Source organism: Noviherbaspirillum agri (assembly GCF_054780595.1).
Genome location: NZ_BAAGWA010000011.1, coordinates 1 through 12092, shown reverse-complemented (window position 1 = coordinate 12092; position 12092 = coordinate 1). Strand labels below are relative to the sequence as shown.

The window sequence follows — 12092 nt, the reverse complement described above, 5'->3', positions numbered from 1 at the left end:
AAGCCCAACGGCTCCCTTCACAGACGCGGTCTTTGTTCTTCCACGACGCATTTCTCGCTGAATGTTGGGCTTAACAGTCCAACCTACCGAACTGGCTGGCATCAATCGTCGGGTGAGTCAGGAAGACGCCGCGCGATTGGTGTCGGCCGAGGATAGTTTTGCTATTGCGCCCTCGAGATAAGGGATGCCTTTCTCGATAAGCGTACCGACTGCTTCATCAACCCTTGGTTTTACGCGTTCTATAGCCAGGGGACCGCTCAGCTTTTCCAGCGACGCCGCAAGGTCTTCCATGTTGCTGGGCGCCTGGAATTTTTCGACGACCCACCAATGGTCCTTGCCGAACGCCAGCTCACCCAGCCGGCACATGTATTCCGTTTCGTCGAACGCTTCGTACGGCTGCTGTAATGAAGGTCTCATGACCAGTTCCGGAAATCGCGCAAGACGGGACCATCCCAGCTCGATCGAAAACTCTTCCATCCTCTGGCTCGGCGACAAGACAATCCATAAATCGGCAATGCCCTCGACACGTTTGCGGAAAGTCCGCTCGCCGGGAAACACATAGTCCGACGCGACCTTGGTCGGGATGAAGTCCGGCAGATGCTGCGACATCGCCTTTTCAAACAGGGATCGTAGTGCCTGGCCGTATTCTTTTCGCATTATTTATTGTCTATGAAGTCTTGGTCCTGGTTGCGTGGACTCTTATAGTTTTCTTTCCCAAAACTCTTGATCAAACGACTGGCCATACTTTTGAACGGCTTCGTTTTTGGTTGAGAGCGAAAAACCGTATTGTTTGTACAGTTTGCGCGCAGCCTCCAGGCAGCTATATGTTTCAAGCCGCAATAAGCCAATGCCGTGCGCTTTGCAATGCGCCATTACCTTATCCATCAGGATTCGGGAGATGCCGCGGCCCCGGTATTCGGCTTTGACCAGCAAGAAATTAATGAATGCGGATTGGTCGGGTTTTAACGACACCGCGATAGAACCAATAGGTTCGTTGTTTATTGTGGCTAACCAGATATTGTTAAACGGATTCTGTTTTTCCAAAAACTCAACAACCTTTTTGGCGATATCCCTTTCAAAGCTTGAATCAAAGTGGAACTGCTCCGCGTAGAGCTTCCCGTGCAGAGATATCAGCCAACCGATATCCCCGGGGATCGGATTTCTCAGAATGATTTCCATGAAACTTATTTTCGGTTTATTGCCGCGTGAATTCAGTTGGCTTTATCGCGCAAGGATGCAGCGCAAAATTCGCGCAAACGAAGTTATATGCGCGTGCTTTGACTGATGCGGTTTTTCAGCGGAGCAGTGTATTGATCGGCATTATTTTTGTCCATATTGCAATGCAAACGCTGTTGCAATATGCGATAGCGTGCCATTCAACACAGACCACTCGATACCGTAACAAGGCTGGCAGTCATTTGCCTGCGATTGTTTCAAGCCCTTGGCCGGAGATTGAGCTTGCGATAAATCGTATTGCGCGACACGCCAAGCACCCGGGCTGCGGCGGACACGTTGCCGCCATGCTGCTCCAGCGCCTTGCGGATCGCAGAAGCTTCCATATCGGCCAGGCGTGTGCGTTCGGCAGAACTGTGACGGGATTCTGCCGTTGAAGCGGCAGGCATCTCCGCTACATCGTCCATAAAATCATCCGGCATGTGCTCGAGCCGGATCTCCCTGTCATCGCCGGCCATCACGATGGCCGTGCGCAGCAGGTTGGTGAGTTGGCGGAAGTTGCCCGGCCAGTTATGGCGGGTGAAGAGTTCCATCACGTCGGGTGCGACGGTGAACTGTTCTCCGTGCGATTCCACGGCAAGCAGCTTGTGGATGACGACTTCGAGGTCGGTGCGGTCGCGCAGCGGCGGCAGTTTGATGACGAGGCCGTTGAGGCGGTAGTAGAGGTCTTCGCGGAATGCGCCTTTGGCGATCATGTCGCGCAGGTTGCGGTTGGTGGCGCAGATCAGAGCGACGTTGACAGGAATGGACTTGGTGCTGCCGAGCGGCGTGACCATGCGTTCCTGCAGCACGCGCAGCAGGCGTGCCTGCAGGCTGAGCGGCATGTCGCCGATCTCGTCGAGGAAGAGCGAGCCGCCGTTGGCCTGCAGGATCTTGCCGATGCTGCCTTTTCGGCGCGCGCCGGTGAAGGCGCCGTCTTCGTAGCCGAACAGTTCTGATTCGATCAGCGTCTCCGGAATCGACGCGCAGTTGACGGCGACGAAAGGACCGGCGGCACGCGGCGAGTCGTTGTGGATGGCTTGCGCGAGCAGCTCTTTGCCGGTGCCGGTTTCTCCCATGATGAGGATGGGGATATCGCGGCCGATCACCTTGCCGACCTTGTCGATGACGGAGGCGATCTGCGGGTCGCCAGTGTTCAGGTAACGCAGGCTGGACAGCCGACGCGCGGGCGGCTGGTCGGTTGCACGGCGCGTATGCGGACGGGCGCCGTCCGACGCGGATTGCAGCGTCTCGGCCGCGCTCTGGAATACCCGGTTGGACAGGCGCAGTTCGGCACGGGCATAAACGCGCACGCCGCTGTGCAGGCACATGTTGAGCAGGCCGGGCGCAGCGGTGCGGTAGTGGTCGAACAATGCGGACACCGGCAGGCCGAACAGCGAGCTGAAGGTATGCGCCTTCAGGGCGGCCAGCGGCACGCCGAGCTGGAACAGGCCGCTGCGGTTGGCCGAGAGAAATCGGCCGCCGGGGGTGAAGGAGGCGATGCCTTCCATCAGCGTGCCGATGAATTCCGGCCGGCTGTGGAAATGCAGGGTGATCGCATCCTGGAAGGCGGCGGCAAAGAGCTGGTTCTCGATCATCTGCGCCGACATGCGCACCAGCGCCATCGTATGCTTGTGGAAGCTGTGCCGGTCGCCGCTGACATCGAGCACGCCGATCACCTTGCCGTCGTGGTCGAAGATCGGCGCGGCGGAGCAGGTGAGGAAATGGTTGGCGGCGAGGAAATGCTGGTCCGCGTGCACCAGTGCCGGCGCACGCTCGGCGATGGCGGTGCCGATGGCGTTGGTGCCCTTGCTTTGCTCGGACCATGCGACGCCGGGCTGCAGTGCGACCTGGTCGGCTTTCTCGAGGAAGTCGGCGTCGCCGACGGAGTGCACGATCAGGCCGCTGGCGTCCGTCAGGATCACCATGTTGTGTGTGTTGACGATCTGCTCGTACAGCGTTTCCATGACCGGCAGCGCATGGGTGTAGAGCGCGCGGTTCTGTTCCACGAGTTGTGCCATGTCCGCGCGGGCGATCCTGCTGAAGTCCGGTGTCTCGCTCCTTGCGAGACCGTAAGCGGCGGAACGCTGGTGCGATTTTTCAATCATCGCTGAAGCCCGCAAGGCAGGATCCGTGCCATCCAGTGAGTCTTGCTTATGCGGCAAGCCTGGCGTTGCAACGAACACAGGTGTGCGTTGCGCCTGCAGCCGCTGTTCGTCTGCAAACCGGTTCATGTCGTCTCCACCGCCGCTCGTTGCGGACTGTACTGTGGGGGCCACGCTGCCGTGGTCTTGTAAGGAATTCTGCAGGCCAGTGTACCACCGGGGCTGGGCCGGAATTGTTCCAATTTGACACACTTCTCCGCGGATTCTGCAGCTTCGCGCAGCCTTCTGCAGGACGAGTGTTCTCCGACAAGTCAGGCATGGTTTGTTGTGCATCAAAGGAAGCCCCGATGGCTGGTCAATGCAAACCAAATCCTGTCAAAGGACGTACTGTCTCGCGCCGCATGTGCACCGCGTCACGCCATGCGGCAGGCAAATCTGTCCGCAGCCGCCGTCATGGCGGCTGCTTTGTCCTGGAGGAATCAATTAATGATGTTGCAAAATAAGAAAGGGCTGGTTGTCGGTATTGCCAATGACAACAGCATTGCGTACGGCTGTGCGCGAGCCTTCCATGCGGCCGGTGCCGAGCTCGCTGTCACCTACCTGAATGCCAAGGCCGAGCCGCATGTGCGGCCGCTTGCAGAGTCGGTCGACAGCCCGATCATCGTCCCCTGCGACGTGCGCGAAGCGGGGCAGCTGGAGGCGGTGTTCGAGCGCATCGCAAACGAGTGGGGACGACTGGATTTTGTGCTGCATTCGATCGCCTTTGCGCCGAAGGAGGACCTGCAGGGCCGTGTTGTCGATTGCTCGCGCGAAGGCTTCGCGATGGCGATGGATGTGTCCTGCCATTCCTTCATCCGGATGGCACGCCTGGCCGAGCCGCTGATGAAGGAGGGCGGCTGCCTGCAGACAGTGACGTTTTATGGCTCGGAACGGGTGGTCGAGCACTACAACATGATGGGGCCGGTAAAGGCGGCGCTGGAATCGACCGTGCGCTACATGGCGGCGGAACTGGGGGAGAAGGGCATACGCGTGCATGCCTTGTCGCCGGGACCGCTGAAAACGCGTGCCGCGTCCGGTATCGACCGTTTCGATGAATTGCTCGATCGGGCGCGCGAACGAGCGCCGAAACGAATGCTGGCCAGCATCGAAGATGTCGGCAACGTCGCCGTTTTCCTGGCAAGTGACGGCGCACGCACCCTGACCGGGAATGTGGAATACATTGACGCGGGGTACCATATCATGGCCTAGTTCCAAATTCGTCCAACAACAATAAATGGACTTCATGCGCGCACATCAATTTTCCGTACGGTCCTCTTCGCGGGTATCCAGCGAGATACTGTTCAGAACATGAAGTCCGACGCTTCACAGCTTGCTTCTTCGGGGCAGTCTCCGGCAGGCTTGTCTCCCGCACAGGCAGCGGAGCGCCTGCGCCGTGACGGCTACAACGAGCTCCCGTCCGGGCCGCGCCGAACGCTCGGACATATCGTGCTGGAAGTTGTGCGCGAGCCGATGTTCCTGCTGCTGCTTGCCGCCGGACTCGTGTATTTCATTCTCGGTTCCGACACCGACGCAATGCTCCTGCTGGCCTTCGTGTTGCTGGCGATGTCGATCACCATCTATCAGGAACGCAAGACCGAGCGGGTGCTGGAAGCGCTGCGGGACCTGTCGAGTCCGCGTGCACTTGTCATCCGTGGTGGCGAGCATGATCGCATCCCGGGACGCGAAGTCGTCGTCGGCGACCTGCTTGTGCTGGAGGAAGGCGACCGGATTCCCGCAGATGGCGTACTGCTTGAATGCCATGACCTTCTCGTCGACGAGTCGCTGCTGACCGGCGAATCGGCCCCGGTGGCGAAAGCAGACGGTCAAAAGAATGTCGAACCGGAGCTGCAACGTGTCTTTTCCGGCTCCATGGTGGTGCAGGGCGGCGGACTGGCCCGGGTGACGCAGACCGGCACCGCAACCGAACTCGGCAAGATCGGGAAATCCCTGCAGGAGCTGGAGAGCGAGAGGAGCCCGCTGCAGCGCGAGATCGGGAAGCTGGTGACGCGCTTTTCCATCATTGGCGCAGCGATGTCACTCTTTGTCGTCGCACTGCACGGGCTGACCCGCGGCGAATGGCTTCGGGGCCTTCTGGTTGGCATCAGCCTTGCGATGTCGGTGCTGCCGGAGGAGTTCACCCTGATCCTCGCGATTTTCATGGCGCTCGGTGCATGGCGCATTTCCCGCTGCCAGGTGCTGACGCGGCGCACGCCCGTCATCGAAACACTCGGCTCGGCGACCGTGCTGTGCGTGGACAAGACCGGTACGCTGACGCAAAACAGAATGTCTGTAAAAGCGGTGATCGCCGGCGCCGCCTGCGCGAGCGATACAGGCGGTGCTCCCTATCTCTTTGACGAAAGAAACGCCTTGCTGCCGCAGGACATCGTGGAGATCCTGCAGTATGCCGTGCTGGCAAGCGAGATCAATCCCTTCGACCCGATGGACAAGGCCTTCCATCGTGCCTTCGCCGAGCGCGTGCCGGAAGAGGAAGCGCTGTATCGCGACTGGTCACTGGTGCAGGAGTATCCGCTCAGCGACGCGCTGATGGCGATGACGCACGGATGGTGCTCGCCGGACGGCGCAAAGATTGTCGCCACCAAAGGTGCGCCGGAAGCGATCGCGCGCCTGTGCCGCCTGTCTGCAGCGGAAATGGCTGCGGAGCTGTGTCGTGTGCAGCACATGGCGGAGCAGGGGTTGCGGGTGCTGGCCGTGGCCCGTGCCGAGAATTCCGGCGCGTGGCCGGCGGAGCCGCATGCACTCGGCTTTACCTGGCTGGGATTGGTTGGCCTTGCCGATCCGATTCGGCCTGCGGTGCCGCAGGCGGTGCGCGAATGCCGCGATGCCGGCGTGAAGGTCATCATGATTACCGGGGATTATCCGGCCACGGCTCAGGCGATTGCCCGTGAGGCAGGGCTGCGTGCAGACAAGGTAATGACCGGTGCGGAACTCGATGCCCTGAATGACGCGGCCTTGCGTGAAACGCTGCGCGACCTGCGCGTGTTTGCGCGCATCCGGCCCGAGCAGAAGCTGCGGCTGGTGAATGCACTGAAGGACAACGGCGAGATCGTCGCGATGACCGGCGACGGCGTCAACGATGCGCCTGCACTGAAGGCTGCGCACATCGGCATCAGCATGGGAGAACGCGGCACCGACGTGGCGCGCGAAGCGTCCTCGCTGGTGCTGCTCAATGACGATTTCAGCGCCATCGTGCAGGCGATCCGCCTCGGCCGCCGCATCTACGACAACCTGCGCAAGGCGCTGACCTACGTGGTGGCGGTGCACGTGCCGATCGCAGGGATGACGATCCTGCCGCTGTTCTTCGGCACGCCGCTGGCGTTTGCGCCGGTGCACATCGTCTTCCTGGAAATGATCATCAACCCGGCATGCTCCATCGTGTTCGAGATGGAGCGGGCAGAGGATGACGTGATGCATCGCCCGCCACGCGCGTTGGATGAGCGGCTATTCGGCGCCCGCAGCGTCGCGCTTGCACTACTCGAGGGAACAGGTTTGCTCGCTGCTGTTGCGGCGGTGTTCTTCCTGGGTCTGCGGGGCGGATTGTCCGCGCCCGAGGCGCGTGCGGCGGCCTTCGCCTGCGTTGTACTCGGCAACCTCGTGCTGATTGTCTCCAACCGTTCTGCCCGGCATGCCATCGTCCAGCTGCTGCTCATTCCGAATCGCGCGCAGTGGTGGGTGCTCGCCGGCGCCGTGGCGGCACTGGCGGCGGTGCTGTACATGCCGATATTGCAGGACATGTTTCACTTCGCGCCTGTCCATGCCGGGAGCCTGGGGGCGGTTGCACTCGCGGTGGGGATGGCAATACTCTGGTTTGAGGCGGTGAAGCTTTATTTCATGCGCGCGCGCCGCTGAAGGACGCGCGAGTCACCGTCGCGGCTGGTGTTTATCGGGTAAGCTTGCCGGCGGAGACAACATTACCTACGAGTGCACAAACAATGACCAGACATACGACAGGACAGGGATTTTCCGCCGACCGGCTGCAGGCGCTGACGCGGCGGATACAGATGGATGCTGATGCCCGGCTGATTCCCGGCGCAGTCATGCTCATCGCACGTGAGGGCAAGATTGCCTATGAAAGCGCGGTCGGCGCGCAGGATCCGGCGACCGGCGCGCCGATGGCAATGGACAGCATTTTCCGCATCTACTCGATGACCAAGCCCGTCGTATCGGTTGGCGTCATGATGCTGGTCGAGCAGGGCCGTTTGTTGCTGAGCGATCCGGTGTCGAAATTCTTTCCCGAGTTGCGACACCTGAAGGTGGGCGTGGAAACGGTCGGATCGGGTGGCGACCATGTGCTGGAACTGGAGGACACAGAACGGCCGATCACGGTGCAGGATTTGCTGCGTCACACCTCCGGGTTTACCTACGGCCTGTTTGGTGATTCGCTGGTCAAGGCCGAATACCGCAAGGCGGGCGTGGGAAACTATCGCGCCAGCAGCGACGAGTTCATCCGCACATTGGCGCAGCTGCCCTTGATGTATCAGCCGGGGACGGTATGGGAGTACGGCATGTCAACCGACGTGCTCGGCGTCTTGCTGGAGCGGCTGTCCGGCATGGCACTCGACGAATTCCTCGCGGAGCGCATCCTGCGTCCGCTCGGCATGCACGAGACCGGGTTCTGGGTAGAACCGCAGAACCAGCACCGCATCGCCGAGCCATATCCGGTCGATCCAGTCACCGGAACGGAAGTAAAGCTGCTGCAGCCGCGCCGGCGTCCGACTTTCCTCGGTGGCGGCAGCGGGCTCATGTCCACCGCGCACGACTACCTGCGCTTCGTGCAGATGCTGGCCAATGAGGGCGAGCTGGACGGCGTGCGCATCCTCGGCCGCAAGACCCTGCGTTTCATGACGAGCGATCACCTTGCCGGAATGCCCTACGCCAGGGACGGCCAGAGCTACCTGCCGGGCCCCGGGTACGGCTTCGGCCTTGGATTCGCGGTGCGCACCGATGAAGGCGCCGCGCCGATGCCCGGTTCGGTGGGCGACTTTACCTGGAGCGGGCTGGCCGGCACCTATTTCTGGATCGATCCGAAGGAGAATCTAGCAGGCATCTTCCTGATGCAGGCGCCGGAGCAGCGCAGCCATTACCGCCAGTTGTTCCGCAACCTCGTGTACGCGGCGCTGGAATAGCGTCAAGACAATGAGCTCAGTCATGGCGGACCAGGAACGCCTCCTTCTGCGGCAGCGCAGCCTCATCGATGCCTTTGCGGCCACGCTCGATGGCCAGCCGGTACAGGTCTTCGAGACGCATATCTCTTGCGTGGTGGTCGCCGAGGCCTACGCGTACAAGTTCAAGAAGCCGGTGCATTTCGACTTCGTCGATTTCTCCACACTGGATGCACGTCGCCATTACTGCGAGGAGGAAATGCGGCTCAATGGCCGGCTTGCGCCTGACATCTATCTTGGTGTCGTTGGGCTCTATGGCCCGCCCGACGGGCCGACTCTCGAAGGCACAGGCGCGCCAATCGAATACGCGGTGAAGATGCGCTCCTTCAGGCAGCAGGCGCTGTGGTCGTATCGCCTCGCGCACGGGCTGCTGGAGCCGGTCGAAGTGGATCGACTGGCAGATGCCATCGCAGGCTTTCATCGCACGACCGCGATTGCTTTTGCCGACAGTCCCTGGTGCACACTGTCCGCACTTCAGGACATCGCCGATGAAACAATGAACGTGGTTGCATCGCTCTCGCGCAGCGAAGAAGACAGACGGATGGCAGCGGCGCTGCAGGCCTGGGAGGCGGCACAGCGGGGCAGGCTCGCCGCAGTATTTGCGCAACGCAAGGCAAGCGGTGCGATCCGCGAATGCCATGGCGATCTGCATAGCGGCAATATCCTGACCATCGACGGCAAGGTGGAAGCTTTCGATTGCATCGAGTTCAATGACAATTTGCGCTGGATCGATGTGATGAACGACATCGCCTTTGCCTGCATGGATCTGCGCTTCCTGCAGCGCCCCGAACTTGCAGCGCGGTTCCTGAACCATTACCTTGAGTCATCCGGCGACTATGCGGGCCTGCAGGTGCTGCATTACTACGAGGTGCATCGTGCGCTGATCCGTTGCAAGGTTGCACTGCTGCGCGCGGAGCAGGAACAAGGGGGCGAAGCACAACGATGCAGGCAGCAGGCGCATGCCTATCTCGACTTTGCGCAACGGCGCGCGCAACGGAGCCGTCCTTCGATATTGTTGATGCACGGGTTCTCCGGGTGCGGAAAATCGAGCCTGTCCGCGCATCTGGCCGAAACGCTCGACGCGGTACGGATTCGCTCCGATGTGGAACGCAAGCGTATGCGCGGCATCGCCGCTACCGAACATCCGTCAGCCGACACCGGCCTGTACGCGGCTTCGGCGATCAGCGACACCTATCATCGGCTGCATGATCTGGCAGGGGAGATCGTGCGGGCCGGGTGGACTGTAATCGTCGACGCAACCTTCCTGAAAGCCGACGAACGCGCACATTTCCGGCAGCTGGCATACGAACTCGGGGTGCCGTTGTTCATCATCGACGTGCAAGCGAGCGAACCGACACTACGTGAGCGTATTGCGCGGCGGCAGCAGCTGGAGCATGACGCGTCGGATGCCGGAATGGATGTCTTGTTGCGGCAGCTCGGGAATCACGATCCGCTGGCGCATGAAGAACTGGTGCGGGTAATTCCCGTTGATACGGAAAAGGTGCGTTATGACGAGTCGGCAGCATCCATTGCGCGCCGGATAAGGGATTTCGATCACACTCCCTGACCGCAGCGCAGATATCGGATTCTCTCCTGGATTCCTATCGGATCACCAGCACCGGCACGTGCGAGCTTGCAATCACCTTTTGCGTCTCGCTGCCGGCAAACAGCTTGTTCAGTCCCTTGCGGCCATGCGTGGCCATCACGATGCTGTCGCATTGCAGGCGCTCGCATGCGCCGAGGATCTCGTCATGCGGATTGATGCCGCTGACGACGGCGGTTTCGCACGGTATGTTGGCTGCAGCCGCAAGCGCGGCAACCTTTTCCGCATGCTCTTCTGCGAGTGCGAGCGAATGGCGTTCGTATGCCACCGAACCGCCGCTGTACGGGCTCTCCGAGATCGGAGGAAAGGGATAGGGCTCCGAGACAGAGATGGCGACGAGCTTGCCGCCTGTCTGCCCTGCAAGTTCCACCGCTGCCTGCGCGGCCTTTTCGGAATGGGCGGAGCCGTCTGTTGCCACTAGTATTTTCTTGAACATGGGTATTTCCTCTCGCAATGATTTACCGGAGCCGGTGCTCTTCTTGGTGTGATCCTGATCTTGATGTACAGCCTGGGTTTTCGCTGGTTTCCCCGGGCGAATCGGCCAAGTATATCCAATGAAATCGTCGGGGCCGCAGGTCGCTCGCATCCAGCCTTGTCAGCGCCTTTCGGCTCATTTCCTGATTCATTGATTCAGGTCAATCGGTTCGCATCGCGATGCGACCACCATGGCCGGGACAGGCTTGATCGGTTATTGGTTTTACCTACAATGATTTTGTGGTTGACAAGGTTTTCGCCGGGCGCTGCATGCCCGACACGGCCCTGAAGCCTAGGCAAAACGTATCTGAAATGTGCCGGCGAGGCGCATAGAAGGTGAGGCGAAAAATGTTCAAGTGCATCCTGGTACCGACCGACGGTTCACCCTTGTCCGACAAGGCCGTCAATGCTGCAATGGAGTTCGCGAAATCGCAGGAGGCCAGAATCGTCGTCCTGTCGGTCGCAGAACCATATCCTTTCTCCCCGCTATCTGAAGTCGCCTTTACCGATGAGCGCCGTGTCTATGAGGACAAGGCGCGCGAGGTGGCCGAACAGCACGTGCAAAAAGTGCAGGCCGCAGCCAATGCGATGAACGTACCCTGCGAAGCGGTGGTCACCCAATCGTTCAGTCCCTTTGAAGACATCATCACTGCAGCCCGGGAGCACAACTGCGATGCGATTTTCATGGCGTCGCACGGGCGCAAGGGCCTGAGCAAGTTATTTGTAGGCAGCGAGACGCAGAAGGTATTGGCCAATTCGACGATACCGGTCATGGTGTTTCGCTAGATTATTTGGAGCGTGTTCATGCAAACGAGTAATTGGTCACAGGACATGTCCCTTGGCGTGCCCGAAATGGATCAGGCACACAAGGACTTCCTCGAAAAGTTGGCGACATTGCTGACCGTCTCCGACGAACAGTTCGGGCCTGCATTCCTGGCCCAGGTTGCGCGCATGGAGCACGACTTCCGTGAGGAAGAGGACCTGATGGAAGAACTTGATTATCCGGGAATCGCCGGCCATCAAGAGCAGCACGCTCGCATCCTCGGCACCTTGCACCAGGTGGCATCGCGCGTGATGGAGGGGGACATCGCGCTCGGACGCGAGGCGGTTGTGCTGTTGCCGCAATGGTTCGCCTTTCACTTGTCCACGATGGATACGGCGCTTGCATTCGCGCTGGATATCGACAGGGAGGAAAAGCATTCCGCCATGCAGACGACAAAGGAGGGCACCTAGTGTCCCGAGTTAGAAGTTCATTGAATTATTCTGCGTGTCAGTTGTCCGATGCATATTGGTTTTCATAGCGAGGACGGCATGGCAGGCAGACCGAAAGCCGAGTTGGTATTGAGCGCAACGGAACAAGAACAATTGCATGGGTGGGCGCGACGGCGCAAGACTGCGCAAGCGCTGGCCCTGCGTTCGCGCATCGTTCTGGAATGTGCCGGCGGAGCGGAGAACAAGGCGGTCGCGGTCAAGCTGGCG

10 protein-coding genes are annotated in these 12092 nt (G+C 60.3%); 6 read left to right on the top strand and 4 right to left on the bottom strand.

The window, feature by feature from the left end; translation table 11 throughout:
* Nucleotides 1-117: 117 nt before the first annotated feature.
* The 3 genes from ACYVIA_RS16850 to ACYVIA_RS16840 all read right to left on the bottom strand — a co-directional run bounded on the left by ACYVIA_RS16850 (nt 118) and on the right by ACYVIA_RS16840 (nt 3320).
* The gene (locus ACYVIA_RS16850; RefSeq protein WP_460842812.1) at nt 118-657 is read right to left on the bottom strand and encodes a hypothetical protein; all 540 of its coding nucleotides are present in this window, start codon (nt 655-657) and stop codon (nt 118-120) included.
* 42 nt (nt 658-699) lie between these two features.
* The gene (locus tag ACYVIA_RS16845) at nt 700-1179 is read right to left on the bottom strand and encodes a GNAT family N-acetyltransferase (RefSeq protein WP_460842811.1); all 480 of its coding nucleotides are present in this window, start codon (nt 1177-1179) and stop codon (nt 700-702) included.
* A gap of 254 nt (nt 1180-1433) precedes the next feature.
* Nucleotides 1434-3320 (bottom strand): sigma-54-dependent Fis family transcriptional regulator, encoded by a 1887-nt coding sequence (locus tag ACYVIA_RS16840; protein WP_460843019.1) that lies wholly within the window; start codon nt 3318-3320, stop codon nt 1434-1436.
* Between the two features lie 483 nt (nt 3321-3803).
* On the opposite strand from ACYVIA_RS16840, the gene fabI reads away from it, so the two are divergent.
* From fabI to ACYVIA_RS16820, 4 genes are all read left to right on the top strand, one after another.
* Nucleotides 3804-4565, top strand: a complete 762-nt coding sequence (gene fabI / locus ACYVIA_RS16835; RefSeq protein WP_460842808.1) for an enoyl-ACP reductase FabI — start codon at nt 3804-3806, stop codon at nt 4563-4565.
* 99 nt (nt 4566-4664) lie between these two features.
* The gene (locus ACYVIA_RS16830; protein ID WP_460842807.1) at nt 4665-7223 is read left to right on the top strand and encodes a cation-translocating P-type ATPase; all 2559 of its coding nucleotides are present in this window, start codon (nt 4665-4667) and stop codon (nt 7221-7223) included.
* 83 nt (nt 7224-7306) lie between these two features.
* Nucleotides 7307-8500: a serine hydrolase domain-containing protein gene (locus ACYVIA_RS16825; protein WP_460842805.1), complete on the top strand. Its 1194-nt coding sequence runs from the start codon at nt 7307-7309 to the stop codon at nt 8498-8500.
* A 22-nt stretch (nt 8501-8522) separates the two neighbouring features.
* Complete coding sequence (locus tag ACYVIA_RS16820) at nt 8523-10103, top strand: bifunctional aminoglycoside phosphotransferase/ATP-binding protein (protein WP_460842803.1); 1581 nt, start codon at nt 8523-8525, stop codon at nt 10101-10103.
* Nucleotides 10104-10137: 34 nt separating this feature from the next.
* Here the strand turns inward: ACYVIA_RS16820 and ACYVIA_RS16815 are convergent, their stop codons facing one another.
* Complete coding sequence (locus ACYVIA_RS16815; RefSeq protein WP_460842801.1) at nt 10138-10575, bottom strand: universal stress protein; 438 nt, start codon at nt 10573-10575, stop codon at nt 10138-10140.
* 386 nt (nt 10576-10961) lie between these two features.
* On the opposite strand from ACYVIA_RS16815, the gene ACYVIA_RS16810 reads away from it, so the two are divergent.
* Both ACYVIA_RS16810 and ACYVIA_RS16805 read left to right on the top strand, forming a co-directional pair.
* Complete coding sequence (locus ACYVIA_RS16810; RefSeq protein ID WP_460842799.1) at nt 10962-11399, top strand: universal stress protein; 438 nt, start codon at nt 10962-10964, stop codon at nt 11397-11399.
* Nucleotides 11400-11417: 18 nt separating this feature from the next.
* Nucleotides 11418-11846, top strand: a complete 429-nt coding sequence (locus ACYVIA_RS16805) for a bacteriohemerythrin (protein WP_460842797.1) — start codon at nt 11418-11420, stop codon at nt 11844-11846.
* Nucleotides 11847-12092 lie beyond the last annotated feature (246 nt).

Excerpts from the sequence above, each read along its gene's own strand:
- ACYVIA_RS16850 (WP_460842812.1), bottom strand. The coding sequence starts at position 657 with ATGCGAAAAGAATACGGCCAGGCACTACGATCCCTGTTTGAAAAGGCG.
- ACYVIA_RS16845 (WP_460842811.1), bottom strand. The coding sequence starts at position 1,179 with ATGGAAATCATTCTGAGAAATCCGATCCCCGGGGATATCGGTTGGCTG.
- ACYVIA_RS16840 (WP_460843019.1), bottom strand. The coding sequence starts at position 3,320 with ATGATTGAAAAATCGCACCAGCGTTCCGCCGCTTACGGTCTCGCAAGG.
- fabI (WP_460842808.1), top strand. The coding sequence starts at position 3,804 with ATGATGTTGCAAAATAAGAAAGGGCTGGTTGTCGGTATTGCCAATGAC.
- ACYVIA_RS16830 (WP_460842807.1), top strand. The coding sequence starts at position 4,665 with ATGAAGTCCGACGCTTCACAGCTTGCTTCTTCGGGGCAGTCTCCGGCA.
- ACYVIA_RS16825 (WP_460842805.1), top strand. The coding sequence starts at position 7,307 with ATGACCAGACATACGACAGGACAGGGATTTTCCGCCGACCGGCTGCAG.
- ACYVIA_RS16820 (WP_460842803.1), top strand. The coding sequence starts at position 8,523 with ATGGCGGACCAGGAACGCCTCCTTCTGCGGCAGCGCAGCCTCATCGAT.
- ACYVIA_RS16815 (WP_460842801.1), bottom strand. The coding sequence starts at position 10,575 with ATGTTCAAGAAAATACTAGTGGCAACAGACGGCTCCGCCCATTCCGAA.
- ACYVIA_RS16810 (WP_460842799.1), top strand. The coding sequence starts at position 10,962 with ATGTTCAAGTGCATCCTGGTACCGACCGACGGTTCACCCTTGTCCGAC.
- ACYVIA_RS16805 (WP_460842797.1), top strand. The coding sequence starts at position 11,418 with ATGCAAACGAGTAATTGGTCACAGGACATGTCCCTTGGCGTGCCCGAA.